The sequence below is a fragment of the Kineococcus lubricus genome (assembly GCF_050871965.1).
GTDB lineage: Bacteria > Actinomycetota > Actinomycetes > Actinomycetales > Kineococcaceae > Kineococcus.
In genome coordinates this window covers 72,931-86,392 of sequence record NZ_JBJLSK010000017.1, presented here as the reverse complement: position 1 = coordinate 86,392, position 13,462 = coordinate 72,931, and the positions used below count along the sequence as shown (strand labels likewise).

Here is a 13,462-nt window from a genome sequence, read left to right as displayed (position 1 = left end):
ACCGAGACGAGACGGTCGCTGCAGGTGGTACCCGGGAAGGGTTCCCTTACGATCGCTGGAGGTCCGCGAGTGCGTTCGAGCCGAGGAGGCCCGTCGTGTCCGTCTTCCCGCCGCAGCGTGCTGCCCAGGTCCCGGACGGCAGCTCACGGTGGCTGCGGACGCTGGACGTCGTCGTCGCGGCGGGGGTCTTCCTGTACAACCTGCCGATCCAGCGCGCCTACGTCCCGCACGATGCCCCCGAGGTGCTGGGGGTGGTCCTCTCCCTGGCGTTGTGCGCACCGTTCCCGGCCAGCCGCCGCCGCCCACGTCTCGCCTTCGCGCTGATGGTGGCGGCCGCGTCGGTGCAGGTGCTGGCCGGGATGCCGCCGATCCCCGCGGACGTCATCCTCCTGGCCGGCCTGTACGCCGTGGCCTCCCGCTGCTCGCGCGCGACGTCGCTGGCGGCCGCGGGCGTCCTGGGGGTCCTGGTCGTCGTCGGGGCCCTGCGTTTCGGTGCCGCCCCGGTGCCGACGGTGACGGCCGCGGCGGTGGCCAGCGTCCTCATCGCCTCGGTGTGGATGTGGGGTTTCACCATCGGGCTGCGCCGGGCCTACGTGGCGGGTCTGGCCGAGCGCGCCGAGCAGGCCGAACGTTCCCGCGACGACCAGGCGCGGATCGCCGCGGTCGAGGAGCGGGCGCGCATCGCCCGCGAGATCCACGACATCGTCTCCCACAGCCTCAGCGTCGTCGTCGTCATGTCCGAGGGAGCAGCGGGGCTGGTGCACACCGACCCGCACCGTTCGGAGCAGGCGATGCGGGAGGTGACCCGCACCGGGCGCACCGCGCTGGCCGAGATGCGCCGGATGCTGGGGGTGCTGCGCGAGGAGGAAGCCGGTTCGCACGCACCCCAGCCGGGGACGGCCGAACTGCCCGCTCTCGTCGAGCAGGTCCGCCGGGCCGGGACGGCGGTGCACCTGCACGTCGGGGGGCAGGTGCGGCCGCTGGGAGCGGGAACCGAACTGGTCGTGTACCGGATCGTGCAGGAGGCGCTGACCAACGTGCGCAAGCACGCCGGCCCCGACGCCGGTGACGTGGAGGTGCGGGTGGACTACCACCCCGACCGGATCGAGGTCCTCGTGCGCGACGAGGGCCGTGGCCGGGGCGCTGCCGCACCCGGGCACGGGCTGACGGGGATGCGTGAACGGGTCCAGACGTACGGGGGTCGGCTGCGCGCCGGTCCCCGGGCGGACGGCGCCGGGTTCGAGGTGGCGGCGACCTTGCCGTCCGCCAGTCGAGAACCCGTGACCAGCGCGGGTGGGAGCAGCCGGTGAGCGGAGCCGTGGAGAACGCGCACGAGACCGCCGCGGACGTCGGCGGGCAGTCGTCCGTGACGCGTGTGGTGCTGGTCGACGACCAGGAACTGATCCGCGCCGGTTTCCGGATGGTGCTGGACGCTCAGGGGGACATCGACGTCGTGGGGGAGGCCGACGACGGCGACAGCGCGCTGCGGCTGCTCGCGGACCTGCACGGCGAGGTGGACGTGGTGCTGATGGACGTCCGGATGCCGCGCATGGACGGCGTGGAGGCCACCCGCCGCATCTGCAGCGCAGGCGGCCCGCAGGTGCTGGTCCTGACGACCTTCGACCTCGACGAGTACGCCTACGACTCCCTGCGCGCCGGCGCCAGCGGGTTCCTGCTCAAGGACGCGCCGCTGGCGGAACTGGTGTCGGCGATCCGTCACATCCACGCCGGCGACGCGGTCGTCGCACCGAGCACGACGCGCCGGTTGCTGAGCCACTTCGCCGAACCGGTGGACACCGCGGTGGACGGTGGTACGGCCACCGGCGCTGTCGCCGGTGCCACCGGCTCCGGGCCGGCGGCACCGACGGGGTGGGAGGAGCTCACGCCACGCGAGCACGAGGTGTTCCTGAGCGTCGCGCGGGGACTGTCCAACGCGGAGATCGCGCAGGAACTGGTCATCTCCGAGGGGACGGTGAAGATCCACGTCAGCCGCATCCTCACCAAGCTGGGCCTGCGCGACCGGGTGCAGGTCGTGGTGACCGCCTACGAGAGCGGGCTGATCACCGCTGGTGACCCACCCGCTCCCTCGTGACCCCGGGGGCGGCGCGGTCAGCGGATGTCGCGGCGTTCCAGGGCACGGGCGCTGACCAGGACCAGGACCGCGGACAGGACCAGGGCCAGAGCGGTGAGCAGGGGGCTGACGGAGGTCAGGGAGGCGCCGGCGTCGGCGAAGACCCCCGTCCCCAGCTGGGTGGCCCGGCTGAGCAGCCCGTAGGGCAGCAGTGCGCCGAGGTCGGCGGGCGCGGCCAGCAGCACCACCGCCGAGGTCACCGCCCCGAGCAGGGCCACGGCCAGCGGAGCGGCGAAGGACTTCACGACCATCGACAACCACGACTGCAGCACGGCCACCGGGACGCCGGCCACGACGATCACCAGGCTGATCAGGAGGTAGCGACCCGGCAGCACCCCCGGCAGCTCGAACACCAGTTTCCCGGCGGCCACCACGCCCAGCAGCAGCACCAGCTGCATCACCGCGGACAACGACACGACCGCCGCCACCTTGCCGAGCACGACCCGCCGACCCGGTACTCCGGCGGTCATCAGCGCGTTCCAGTTGCCGCCGCGGTGCTCCACCCGCCAGACCAGCGACGCCAGCGCCGCGATGCCCAGCGACGACGGGAAGAGGCCGTAGAACACCACCGCCCGCAACCACAGGGTGTCCCACCCGTCGGCCAGCCCCTGCCCCGACAGGGCGGAGTTGGCCGACCCCGTCGCCACCGCCATCAACGGCAGGGCCAGCACGACGGCCCAACTGGCCGAGCGCTTCAGCTTCAGGATCTCAGCACGAACGGAACCCACGTCAGATCTCCTTCCGGTCCAGCCGGGCGGTGAGCAGGGCGAAGGCGGCCGCGGCCGCCACCGTCAAGGCCGCGACGCCGCCGTAGGAGGGCGCGACGTCGACGAGGACGGCGTCGCGGTAGTCCACCGGGGCGGACAGCGCGTAGTACCCCCAGGGCGTCAGGTGGGCCAGGGCGCGCGGTGCGCCGGAACCGATGACGGCCAGGAAAACCCCCAGCAGGCCCAGGCCGGTGCCGATGAGCTGGTTCTCCCAGCGCGCCGCCAGCAGCAGGTGGAGCGCCAGCAGCACCAGGTTCACCGCCAGGACGCAACCGCTGTAGGCCAGCCACAGCGCCACCGGGAACGGCGCCGCGATGCCGACCGCGAACCCGGTGGCCGCGACCAGGACGCTCTGCACCCCGGTCGCGGCGGCCAGCACCGAGCCGTTGGCGAGGAGTTTGGCCCGGCACAACCGCCCCGGAGCCAGGCCGGCGCCGTGCGAGAGCATCCACCCCCGCCCCTGGTGCTCGACGTCGACCTGACGACTGGCCAGCACCGCGATGAGGACGGGGGAAACCAGGGGGATCGCCGTCGACATCCCCAGCAGCAACCGTTCCCAGGCCCGTCCCTGCGGGTCCGCGGCGGCGTCGGCGAAGGTGGGGCTGACCAGTTCCACGCACGACAGCACGACCACGCCCAGCACCATCAGCGCGGTGACCGGGGCCACGCGCAGGCGCCGCATCTTGGCGAACTCGTTGCCCACGGCGCGGCGCACGCTCACGTGCAGGGCGGACCCCCCGGCCGCTCCAGGAGGTCTGCGGTGCTCGCGCTGCTCGGGACGGACGCGTGCGGGGGACAGGTGCGTGGTGTCGTTCACAGGGTCCGCCCCCCACCGGTGAGGTCGATGAACACGTCCTCCAGGGACTGCTCCCGGCGGCGGACCCCGTGGACGCCGACGCCGGCGTCCACCAGTTCGCCGACCAGTCGCGCGGTGCCGTCCGGGTCCAGCCCGGGAACCCGGACGCTGTCCCCGGACCGGCTGGCCTTCCGGGACCGGCTGAGGGCCAGGGCGCGGTCGGGGTCGAAGGTGTCGACCAGGACGTCGGGAGTGGTGCGGGTCAGCAGTTCTTCCCGGGTTCCCTGGAAGATGAGCCGGCCGTCGTCGATGATGCCGAGCACGTTCGCGGTGCGGTCGATCTCGCCGAGCAGGTGACTGGACACCATGACGGTGACCCCGTCGTCGGCCAGGGAACGCAGCAACTCCCGGATCTCCTCGATGCCGGCGGGATCGAGCCCGTTGGTGGGTTCGTCCAGGACGAGCAGGCGGGGGCGGCGGGCCAGCGCCAACGCGATCCCCAGGCGCTGCTTCATGCCCAGGGAGTAGTTCCTGACCTTCTTGTCCAGCTGGTCCTGCAAGCGGACGGTGCGGACCGCGGCCTGGACCTGGCTCTCGTCCAGGCCCAGCAGTCGCTGCACCAGGCGCAGGTTCTCCCCACCGGTCAGGTGCAGGTAGGCCGGAGGAGCCTCGACGAGGGAACCGACGTGCGCCAGCAGTTCGTGCCGGGTCTGCGGCACCACGGGCCGGCCCATCATCGTGATCTCCCCGCTGGTGGGGCGCACCAGGGACAGCAGCATCTTCATCGTCGTGGACTTGCCCGAGCCGTTGGGACCCAGGAAGCCGTAGACGCACCCCTCGGGGACGTGCAGCTCGACGTCCTCGACGACGGTGCGGTCGCCGTAGCGCTTGCCCAGTGCGTGCGTGGTGATGATCTCGGACACGGCACCATGCTGCGAACCGGGTCCGCCGAGGTCGTCTCCCGGCAGGCATATCTTCACCCCCGCCCGGTCGGCGCGGACTACCACCTCAGGCATACCCGTGTGCGAGGTCGGGCGCCCGCCTGTCGAGCGGGACAGGCCGGTGCCCCTGCCCACCGGTGGCGCTCCCACCAGGCCGGGGCTCGCCGGTTCGGCCACTGGTTCATCGCCGGTCAGCTCACCGGTCCGCTCATGCGCCCTGCGGGAGCTGGGGCAAAGCGATTCAGCAAAGCTGTTGCGCAGCAACGGTTATGATCTGCCCGGGGAGAAACTCGAAAAAACTCCGCGCCGGGGGTTGACGTGCAGTTCGCCGCCTCGGCAAGGTGGTGATCGCAAGGCGGGGTGGTCGACCGGAACGGTCCCACCGGCAGCACCTCCACCGCTCACCGCCTGGCCCCGCGCTTCAGTTCTGCGCCCGACCTCACCCCCGTGTCTCGAACCAACGTCCAGGAGACATCGTGATCAACGGTGGATCGTTCGTCGTCCTGCTCCCCGACACCCCTGCCGCGGCCCCGGTCGCGGCGCAGCTGACCCCGGCCTGCGACCTGCAGGTCGCGCACGCTTCCGGCCGTCCCTGGCTGCTGGCCCGCCGCGGCCCGTCGCCGGCTGTGGTCCACGCCGGTGAGCAGCCGTGTCGACTGGTCGTCCTGGGCTGTTCGGACGTGAGCGCGCAGGACCTGACGCGCAGTGCTCAGCGGGTCCGCACCGCGCCGGACGTGACGACGCTGGCCCAGCGGTGGGCCGGCAGCCACCTGGTCCTGGCCAGCCTGCAGGGACAGGTGCACGCCAGCGGCCCGGCGATGGAGACCCGCCGCCTGTTCCACGCCGTCCTGGGCGGTGTCCACGTCCTGGCCGATCGCGCCGACGTCCTGGCCGAGCTCGGCGGCTTCGGCGTCGACGCCGCCGTGCTGGCCGACCGCCTGGTGCGCTGCCTGCCGCACCCGCTGCGCGACGCCCCGCTGTGGCGGGAGGTCAGTGCCGTGCCCGGTGGGGTGCAGGTGACCCTCGAGCGCGACGGGCGAGCCGTCAGCAGCCGCCGGTGGTGGCAGCCACCGGCCGCCGAGCTGTCCCGTCGGCAGGGAGCGGTGCTGCTGCGCGACGGCCTCGCCGCTGCGGTCGCCGCCCGCACCGCCGGTGGCCGGGCGATCACCTGTGACCTGTCCGGGGGGCTGGACTCCACACCGGTGTGCTACTTCGCCAGCCGGGGCCCCTCCGGGGTGCTGGCCCGCACCCTCTACAACGACGACCCCGGCGGCCGGGAGGACCTGCACTGGGCACGCATCGCCCTGCGGGCCATGCCCGGGGTGCACACCCACCTCACCGGCTCCACCGACGAGCTGCCGGACTTCTTCGGCGGGTTGCCTTCCCTGCGGGTCCAGTTCGACGAACCCACCCAGGCCGTCACCGCGGGACCGCGCATCAGCGCGCTGCTGGCCGACGACGCCGGCTGGGGGATCCGGGTGCACCTCAACGGCCTGGGCGGGGACCACCTGCTGCGCGGGGTGCGGGGCTGGCAGCACGGCCTGGCCCGGCGCCGCCCGCTGCTGGCCTGGCGACGCGCCCGCGCCGAGGACGCCCCGGCCGGGGTGAGCGGACTGGACACCCTGCGCCAGCTGCTGGACCGGCGCAGCTACGCGCAGTGGCTCAGCGCGGTCACCGAGGACGCCGTCACCGGGGTGGCACCGCCCGAGGTACCCAGCACCAGCGACTGGTCCACCCGCCCCACCCTGCCGCCCTGGCTGAGCCAGGACGCCCGCGCCAGCGTCATCGACCACCTGCGTACCGCGGCCGCCGACGCCGAACCCCTCGACACCGACCGCGCGGTGCACCTGGACCTGTCCTTCCTGCGCGACGCCGGCCGGCTGGTGCGCGGCACCGCCCAGATCGGCCAGCCGATCGGCGTCGCGTACGAGTCACCGCTGATGGACGACCGCGTCGCCGAGGCTGTCCTGGCGGTGCGCCGCGAGGAACGCGACACGCCCCTGGAGTGGAAGCCCCTCATGAAGGAAGCCGTCCGCGACCTGCTGCCGCCGGAGTACCTGCGCCGCGTCAACAAGGTGGGTGGATCCCCGCAGGCGGTGCGCGGCTACGCAGCGCACCACCGCACGCTGCTGGAACTGTGCGAGGACTCCGGGCTGGTGCAGGCCGGCGTCCTCGACCTGGACCGGTTCGCGGCCGCGTCCGCGCCGGACGCCCTGGCCAGCCCCACCACCCACGTCCACGCCACCGTCAACGCCGCGCTGTTCCTGCGCAACCTCCGCACCGGTTCCGCGACGGCGGGGGACGTCGACCGCTCGAGGTCGGACACCACCGCCGCGGTCGCCGGCTGACACCTTCACGAGCATCACCGCCACCACCACCGCGAGAGACGGGTGAACCGTGAACCCCACCACGAATCCCACCACGAATCCCACCACGAACCCCACCACGACCCCCGGCCGCGCCCTGAGCGTCAGCACCGAGTACGGCGACGTCGTCTTGGACGAGGCCAACGGCAAGTACTGGCACCTCAACGCCACCGCCGGCCTCGTCCTGGCCGTCCACCGCCGCGGCGGCAGCGCGGAACGGGCCGTGGCCGAGCTGACGTCGACCTACGACGTGGACGAGAGCACCGCCCGCGCCGACGTGGCGGCCCTCCTGACCCGCTTCCGGTCCCTGGGGCTGACGTGAGCGAGATCCTGCCCGCGGCCCCCGCCCACCTCGCGGTCACCGACCGGCTGCACGTCAGCACCAGCGTGCTGCTCGCCCGGTGGCTGACCCACCGGTCCCCCCAGCAGCTGCGTCAGCACCTGACCCGCATCGCCCGCGGCGCCCGGCCCGCCACCTACGCCGAAGCCGCCGCCGCTCGCGATGCCGTCCTGACCGCCAGTGCCCGCACCCGCGGTGGCTCCGCCTGCCTGGTGCGCTCGGTCGCCACCGCCCTGGTGTGCCGGGCCCGCGGCACCTGGCCCACGTGGTGCGTGGGTGTCCTGGCCGCCCCGCCCTTCGCCGCCCACGCCTGGATCGAGGCCGACGACCGCATCGTCGAGGAACCGACCAGCCGCACCGACTTCCGGACCTTCTTCGCCGTCACGGCAGGGGGAACCGGACTCGAACCCGACCGGCCGACCGGCCGGTCGACCGCGACCACCGCAGGGAGGAGGTGACAACCATGGACAAGACCTACGAGCGCCCCGTGATCGCCGAGCTCGGCACGTTCCTGGAGCAGACCGGCTACGGCATCGGCGGCCAGGTCGAGGGGTGGGTGCCCCTCACCGACCGTCCGCTGTGACCGGACCACGGTGCAGGGAGCGGGGAACCCGCTCCCGTCAGAACCCCGCGGTCCCTGCGCACACCGCAGGTGCTGCCACGCCGACGACACCGCGAAAGAGGTGAAATCGATGGACAAGACCTACGAGACCCCGGCGGTCGCCGACCTCGGCGACTTCCGCGCGGTGACCGGTGAATTCATCGGACCGCACGACGAAGCGATCCTCCCCTTCGAGGACTACTCGAACGAGGGTTGAGAGCACCCGCGACGGGACCAGCGCCCGTCCACCTGAGCGCTCGCTGCGGGGCAGGCTCCCCCTGCCCCGCAGCGAGCCGCTCCCTCGCCCACCCGCCACCTGGACGGAACAGGCAGGAAACCGTGAACCTCCTCAGTCCCGCACACGCCGGAACCCGCGCGGGTACCGCCGGCCACCGGCCCGCAGCCCGGCAGACACCCTCGACGACGAGAGCCGCCGCACCGGCACCGGCGACCGCTGAGCAGGACACCGGTGGTGCCGCTGTCGTGGAGGTCTCCGGACTGCGCATGCGGTACGGCGAGGTCGACGTGCTGCGCGGGGTGGACCTGCAGGTGCACGCCGGTCAGGTGCTCGCCCTGCTGGGACCCAACGGCGCCGGCAAGACGAGCACCCTGGAGGTCCTGGAGGGTTTCCGCCGACGCTCCGCCGGCCGCGTCCGCGTGCTGGGCGTCGACCCGGACGACGCCGACGAGCGGTGGAGAGCCCGCATCGGCGTGGTCCTGCAGTCCTGGCAGGACCACCGGCGCTGGCGAGTGCGGGACCTGCTGCACCACCTCGGACGCCACTACCGCCCCTACGGCACACCCCAGCGGCCGCGCCCCTGCGACACCGACGAGCTGCTGGCGCGGGTGGGACTGCTGGGGCAGGCGACCCAGGTCGTGGGCAAGCTGTCCGGGGGCCAGCGCCGCCGCCTCGACGTCGCCGTCGGCCTGGTCGGCCGCCCCGAACTGCTGTTCCTGGACGAACCCACCGTCGGCTTCGACCCGCAGGCACGCCGCGAGTTCCACACCGTGGTGCGTGAACTCGCCGAACGCGACGGCACGAGCATCGTGCTCACCACGCACGACCTGGCCGAAGCCGAAGCGTTGTCCGACACCATCGCGCTGCTGGCCGGTGGCCGCGTCGCCGCCTGCGGCACCAGCGCCGAGCTGGCCGCCCGCTACGCCGGCACCAGCACCGTGACGTGCACCCTGGACGGTCGTCCGCACCGCAGTCAGGTCACCGACCCCGCCGAGCACCTGCGTCAGCTGCTGGCCGAAGGTGACGTGGCAGACCTCCAGGTCCGCCGGGCGAGCCTGGAGGACGCCTACCTGGCGATGGTCGACGAGTTCGAAGGAGGGCGACGATGACCCTCCACCACCCCTTGCGCCGTCTCCCGCAGCGGAACCACCACACCGCTGCGTGCTCGCCGGTGCTCAACGCCGTCCGCGCCGGCCTGCGCCGCAGCCTGATCGAGGTGCGGCAGAACCTCCCCCTGGTGGTGAACTACGCCTTCTTCCCGCTCATCGCCCTGCTCGTGGTGCACCTGCTGCGTGGCACCGCCATCCCGGGAGCGGCGGTCGGGCTGGGGACGCACGCGGTCCCCGGGATCCTGGCGGTCAACATCGTCTTCACCGGCGTCATGGGACTGGCGACCACGCTGATGAGCGAGCGCGCCGACGGCACCCTGCTGCGGGCGCGCACCGTCCCGCACGGTGTCCTGGGGTACCTGGTCGCCAAGATCGCCGGTCAGATCCTCATGACCTTCGTGACCTTGGCCGTCGTGCTGGTCGTCGCCGCGCTGCTGCTCGAAGGGCTCCAGCCGTTCGGGGTGGGCCGCCTGCTCACCCTGGCCTGCGTGGTGCCCCTCGGCCTGCTGGCCACGCTGCCCTTCGGTGCGGTCCTCGGATCGGTGGTGCCGCACCCGCGCCAACTCGGTCTCGTCTCGCTCTCCCTGATGGGCCTGACCGCGGTCTCGGGGGTCTTCTACCCGCTGGTCGCCCACGCGCCGTGGATGCAGGTCACCGGACAGGTCTTCCCGCTGTACTGGATCGGGCTGGGCCTGCGGTCGGCCTTCCTGCCCGCCGAGGCCGTCACCGCCGAGATCGACGCCTCGTGGCGGATCGCGGAGTGCGTCACCGTCCTGGGGGTGTGGTCGGTGGCCGGCACCACCACCGCCCTCGTGCTGCTGCGCCGCGCAGCTCGGCGTCAGGGGGGAACCCGCCTGCGCCCACGGCGCCGTTGAGGTGGATCGGCCCTGGACCCCCGCCCCCACCCCGCTCGACGCAGCGGAGGCGGAGGGGGCCGCTACCGGGCCCGCCGGGCCACCGCGTCGAGGAGGTCGGCGTGCAGGCGCCCCACCGGGACCCGCTCCCCGCCGACCGCCACCGACCCGTCGGCGACCTCGGCGTCCCCGACGACCGCGACGTGCGGGACGCGGCGCTCGCGGGCGGCCCGCACCCGGCGCGGCAGCGGGCCCGCGTCGTCCACCGCCACGCGCAGCCCGTCGAGGCGGTCGGCCAGGGCCCGGGCGTGCGCGCCGTGGCGTTCGCCGCTGACGGGCAGGACCAGCAGCTGCACCGGCGCCAGCCAGGTCGGCCAGCGCCCGCCGCCCTGTTCCAGCAGCACCGCCACGAGCCGTTCCATCGAGCTGAGCAGCCCGCGGTGCACCAGCACCGGGCGGTGCCGGGCCCCGTCGGCGCCGACGTACTCCAGGCCGAAGCGCTCGGGCTGGACGTGGTCGACCTGCACGGTCGACAGGGTCTCCTCCCGGCCGGCGGCGTCCGCGACCTGCACGTCGATCTTCGGGCCGTAGAACGCGGCCTCCCCGGGCGCCTCCTCGTACGGGCGGTCGCCGAGGGCCTGCCGCAACCGGTCCTCGGCGCGGCCCCACACGTCGTCGTCGCCGAGGTGGGCGCCGCGGTCCCCGCGCAGCGACAGGCGGAAGCGGGCCACCCGGATCCCCAGGACGCGGTAGGCCTCCTCGATCCCGGCCAGCGCGGTGCGGACCTCGTCGACGACCTGGTCGGGGCGGCAGAACGAGTGCGCGTCGTCGAGGTTGATCTGCCGGACGCGGCGCAACCCCGACAGGACGCCGGACAGTTCGCTGCGGAACATCGACCCCAGTTCGGCGTAGCGGACGGGCAGGTCCCGGTAGCTGTGCGGCCGGGAGGCGTACACCTGGGTGTGGTGCGGGCAGTTCGCCGGGCGCAGGACGTACTCCTCGTCCCCGACGCGGACCGGGGGGAACATGTCGGCGGAGAACTTCTGCCAGTGCCCGGACCGTTCGAACAGTTCCCGCTTGGCCAGGACGGGGGTGCTGACGCGGCGGCACCCGCTGCGCAGGGACAGTTCCAGGGCGAAGCGCTCGAGCTCGCCGCGGACGACGGCGCCGTCCGGCAGCCACAGCGGCAGACCGGGGCCGACGAGCGGGGAGGTGTCGAACAGGTCGAGGTCGCGGCCGAGCTGGGAGTGGTCGTGCACGGGGTTCTCCTGGGTTTCGGGGAGGTCGCCCGGTGCACGAGGAGAGCCCCGGGGGAAGACCCCCGGGGCTCTGGTTCGTTCAGCTCAGCGCTGACCGCGACGCCGGGAGTGGACCGGCGTCGTCGTCTGCTGCGGGCTGAACCTCACGGTGCCAGCCTGGCACGGGACGGGTCGTCCTGTCGACCCGGTTCCGCCGCCCGGTCCGCGAACACGCTCACCCGGGCGCTGCCGCCGGTGCGGACCTCTCGCAGGGGTTCGGCCGGGAACACCAGCTGGGTGATGGACAGCGGCCCGGCGAGCAGCTCGATCGAGCACCGGTCCAGGAACACCGAGAAACCCGACGTCCCCGCGGGCAGCGGCACGCGGTCGGTCCGGGCGAACCCGGGGTGGAAACCGACGTCCCCGCACCCGCTGCGGTCGACCACCAGGTCGGTGCCCCGCACCGCCAGGCGCAGCACGTCCGGACCGGCCGAGAACTCCCACGTCGCGTCCCCGGAGAACTCGCAGCGCAGCAGCGCGGCGGTCGGCAGGCCGGTGACCGCCTCCGCGTACGCGGTGCGCACCTCCGGTGAGAACAACTGCACGAGAACGGGTTCGCCGTCGTCCCCGGTGGTCAGGGACAGGTCCCGGGGCAGGGTCATCGCGCCCCGCCACGGGGCAGTCGGGGTCTGGCCGGCGTACGTGGGCTGCGCCATCCAGCCGATGAGGACGCGGCGGCCGTCCGGGGCGTCGGTCCACGTCGAGACGGCGTACACGTCCGGGCCGACGTCGAACGGGCGGGCCGGTCCGCCGGAGAACCCCGAACCGTCGAACGACCCCACCCGGTACTCCACCCGCGAACCCGTCGCGTCCTGCACGCTCAGCAGCAGCACCCACCGCTCCCGCCCGTCCAGGTCCAGCGGGAACAGGTCCGGGCACTCCCAGATCCCCGTGCCCGGTTCGTCGGAGAACCGGCCCACCTCCGTCCACGACCGCAGGTCGGTGGAGGAGTGCACCAGCAGCGTCCGCTCGTCGGCCTCGACGCTCACCATCCGCCACTCCCGGCCGTACCGGAACACCTTCGGGTCGCGGAAACCCGTCGAGGCGCGGTCCAGCACCGGGTTCGCGGGGTCCTTCACGAAGGTGTCGCCGTCCTCGCTCCAGGCCAGCGACTGCGCCTGCCGGCCGTCGTCGTAGGCGCTGGTGTAGACGGCCGCGACCCGCCCGTCGTGCACGACGGCGGACCCGGAGAAGATCGCCTCGGTCCCCTCGTGGCTGATCGCCAGGGGCCGGTGCTCCCAGTGCAGCAGGTCGGTGGAGGTGGCGTGCCCCCACGACATGTTCCCCCAGTCCGCGCCGTGCGGGTTGTTCTGGAAGAACAGGTGCCACACCCCGTCGCGGTGCAGCAACCCGTTGGGGTCGTTCAGCCAGGTGTCGACGGCGGTGAAGTGCGCCAGCGGCCGGAAGTCGGGCATCGCCCGATCATGCCCGACCGCGCGGCCGCGGGCACCGGCCAGCCGGTCACAGCGGCGGCGCCACGAGGGCCTCGAAGGCGTCCAGCTCGGCGAGGAACGCCTCCCGGTCCTCCTCCGAGGCCCGCGAGCGGGCGATCGCGTCGCGCTGGCGCTGCACCAGCTCGTCCAGGGGGACCGGGCCCCCGGCCTCGGTGCGGGCCTCGGTGCCGGGCTCGGCGGGGGGTTCGTCCCCGGCCGGTTCCCCGGTGAGGGTGAGCGTCATCCCGAACCGCGGCCCGGCCTCGGCGACGGCGTCGCGGTACCCGAGCTCCACGTCGCCGGCGGCGACGCCCCGCCCGGTGTGGGCGCCGGGGTCGAAGGACAGGTCGGCGTGCCGGACGCCGCGCGCGGCGGCCCGGGCCAGGTGCTCCAGGGCCCGGTCGCGGAAGTCCGCGCGGGTCACGGGCTCGCCGGGGGTGCCGGGGGCGTCCAGGTGCAGGCGCGGCGCCACCTTCGGCAGCGCGGCGGCGACGGCGGCGGGCACGGCCGTCGGGGCGGTGGTCGGGACGGCGTCGGGGTCCATGTCCGCATCCTGCCCCGACCCCGCCCCCGACCACCCGCCGTGGC

General features: G+C 73.7%; 15 protein-coding genes. 9 read left to right on the top strand and 6 right to left on the bottom strand.

The features are described from left to right. Positions 1 to 95 precede the first annotated feature (95 nt). Both ACRYRX_RS14515 and ACRYRX_RS14510 read left to right on the top strand, forming a co-directional pair. The gene (locus tag ACRYRX_RS14515) at positions 96 to 1,310 is read left to right on the top strand and encodes a sensor histidine kinase (RefSeq protein WP_432512837.1); all 1,215 of its coding nucleotides are present in this window, start codon (positions 96 to 98) and stop codon (positions 1,308 to 1,310) included. 110 nt (positions 1,311 to 1,420) lie between these two features. Continuing rightward, positions 1,421 to 2,092 carry a response regulator gene (locus ACRYRX_RS14510; RefSeq protein ID WP_432512907.1) on the top strand — a complete coding sequence of 224 codons (672 nt, stop codon included), beginning with the start codon at positions 1,421 to 1,423 and terminating at the stop codon, positions 2,090 to 2,092. A gap of 17 nt (positions 2,093 to 2,109) precedes the next feature. Here ACRYRX_RS14510 and ACRYRX_RS14505 read toward each other — a convergent pair whose 3' ends face one another. From ACRYRX_RS14505 to ACRYRX_RS14495, 3 genes are read right to left on the bottom strand one after another with little or no spacing between them, the layout of a single operon-like run. Further along, the gene (locus tag ACRYRX_RS14505; protein WP_432512835.1) at positions 2,110 to 2,859 is read right to left on the bottom strand and encodes an ABC transporter permease; all 750 of its coding nucleotides are present in this window, start codon (positions 2,857 to 2,859) and stop codon (positions 2,110 to 2,112) included. A 1-nt stretch (position 2,860) separates the two neighbouring features. Beyond that, positions 2,861 to 3,715 (bottom strand): ABC transporter permease, encoded by an 855-nt coding sequence (locus tag ACRYRX_RS14500; protein ID WP_432512833.1) that lies wholly within the window; start codon positions 3,713 to 3,715, stop codon positions 2,861 to 2,863. Further along, positions 3,712 to 4,617 carry an ABC transporter ATP-binding protein gene (locus ACRYRX_RS14495; protein WP_432512831.1) on the bottom strand — a complete coding sequence of 302 codons (906 nt, stop codon included), beginning with the start codon at positions 4,615 to 4,617 and terminating at the stop codon, positions 3,712 to 3,714. The genes ACRYRX_RS14500 and ACRYRX_RS14495 overlap by 4 nt, the downstream gene beginning before the upstream one ends. 494 nt (positions 4,618 to 5,111) lie before the next feature. Between ACRYRX_RS14495 and ACRYRX_RS14490 the strand changes: the two genes are divergently transcribed. The 7 genes from ACRYRX_RS14490 to ACRYRX_RS14460 all read left to right on the top strand — a co-directional run bounded on the left by ACRYRX_RS14490 (position 5,112) and on the right by ACRYRX_RS14460 (position 10,164). Beyond that, complete coding sequence (locus tag ACRYRX_RS14490) at positions 5,112 to 6,983, top strand: asparagine synthase-related protein (RefSeq protein WP_432512830.1); 1,872 nt, start codon at positions 5,112 to 5,114, stop codon at positions 6,981 to 6,983. 49 nt (positions 6,984 to 7,032) lie between these two features. Further along, a complete protein-coding gene (locus tag ACRYRX_RS14485) occupies positions 7,033 to 7,323 on the top strand; it encodes a lasso peptide biosynthesis PqqD family chaperone (RefSeq protein WP_432512829.1) in 291 nt (96 codons plus the stop codon). Next, positions 7,320 to 7,799 carry a lasso peptide biosynthesis B2 protein gene (locus ACRYRX_RS14480; protein WP_432512827.1) on the top strand — a complete coding sequence of 160 codons (480 nt, stop codon included), beginning with the start codon at positions 7,320 to 7,322 and terminating at the stop codon, positions 7,797 to 7,799. Before ACRYRX_RS14485 ends, ACRYRX_RS14480 begins: the two co-directional genes overlap by 4 nt. 5 nt (positions 7,800 to 7,804) lie before the next feature. After that, positions 7,805 to 7,924 carry a keywimysin-related RiPP gene (locus ACRYRX_RS14475; RefSeq protein ID WP_432512826.1) on the top strand — a complete coding sequence of 40 codons (120 nt, stop codon included), beginning with the start codon at positions 7,805 to 7,807 and terminating at the stop codon, positions 7,922 to 7,924. A gap of 109 nt (positions 7,925 to 8,033) precedes the next feature. Next, complete coding sequence (locus ACRYRX_RS14470; RefSeq protein WP_432512825.1) at positions 8,034 to 8,159, top strand: keywimysin-related RiPP; 126 nt, start codon at positions 8,034 to 8,036, stop codon at positions 8,157 to 8,159. A gap of 266 nt (positions 8,160 to 8,425) precedes the next feature. Continuing rightward, positions 8,426 to 9,289 carry an ABC transporter ATP-binding protein gene (locus ACRYRX_RS14465; protein ID WP_432512823.1) on the top strand — a complete coding sequence of 288 codons (864 nt, stop codon included), beginning with the start codon at positions 8,426 to 8,428 and terminating at the stop codon, positions 9,287 to 9,289. Next, on the top strand, positions 9,286 to 10,164 hold the full coding sequence (locus ACRYRX_RS14460) for an ABC transporter permease (protein WP_432512821.1): 879 nt from the start codon (positions 9,286 to 9,288) through the stop codon (positions 10,162 to 10,164). Before ACRYRX_RS14465 ends, ACRYRX_RS14460 begins: the two co-directional genes overlap by 4 nt. A gap of 62 nt (positions 10,165 to 10,226) precedes the next feature. Here the strand turns inward: ACRYRX_RS14460 and thrS are convergent, their stop codons facing one another. The 3 genes from thrS to ACRYRX_RS14445 all read right to left on the bottom strand — a co-directional run bounded on the left by thrS (position 10,227) and on the right by ACRYRX_RS14445 (position 13,418). Next, on the bottom strand, positions 10,227 to 11,402 hold the full coding sequence (thrS, locus tag ACRYRX_RS14455) for a threonine--tRNA ligase (protein ID WP_432512819.1): 1,176 nt from the start codon (positions 11,400 to 11,402) through the stop codon (positions 10,227 to 10,229). Between the two features lie 143 nt (positions 11,403 to 11,545). Next, on the bottom strand, positions 11,546 to 12,856 hold the full coding sequence (locus ACRYRX_RS14450; RefSeq protein ID WP_432512817.1) for a glycoside hydrolase family 32 protein: 1,311 nt from the start codon (positions 12,854 to 12,856) through the stop codon (positions 11,546 to 11,548). Between the two features lie 46 nt (positions 12,857 to 12,902). Further along, entirely contained in the window at positions 12,903 to 13,418 is a 516-nt protein-coding gene (locus ACRYRX_RS14445) for a hypothetical protein (protein WP_432512816.1), read from the bottom strand. Positions 13,419 to 13,462: the final 44 nt, after the last annotated feature.

What these genes read in the sequence shown, in the direction of transcription:
- ACRYRX_RS14510 (WP_432512907.1), top strand. Translation starts at nt 1,421, where the DNA reads ATGGTGCTGGACGCTCAGGGGGACATCGACGTCGTGGGGGAGGCCGAC.
- ACRYRX_RS14475 (WP_432512826.1), top strand. Translation starts at nt 7,805, where the DNA reads ATGGACAAGACCTACGAGCGCCCCGTGATCGCCGAGCTCGGCACGTTC.
- ACRYRX_RS14470 (WP_432512825.1), top strand. Translation starts at nt 8,034, where the DNA reads ATGGACAAGACCTACGAGACCCCGGCGGTCGCCGACCTCGGCGACTTC.
- ACRYRX_RS14460 (WP_432512821.1), top strand. Translation starts at nt 9,286, where the DNA reads ATGACCCTCCACCACCCCTTGCGCCGTCTCCCGCAGCGGAACCACCAC.
- ACRYRX_RS14450 (WP_432512817.1), bottom strand. Translation starts at nt 12,856, where the DNA reads ATGCCCGACTTCCGGCCGCTGGCGCACTTCACCGCCGTCGACACCTGG.
- ACRYRX_RS14445 (WP_432512816.1), bottom strand. Translation starts at nt 13,418, where the DNA reads ATGGACCCCGACGCCGTCCCGACCACCGCCCCGACGGCCGTGCCCGCC.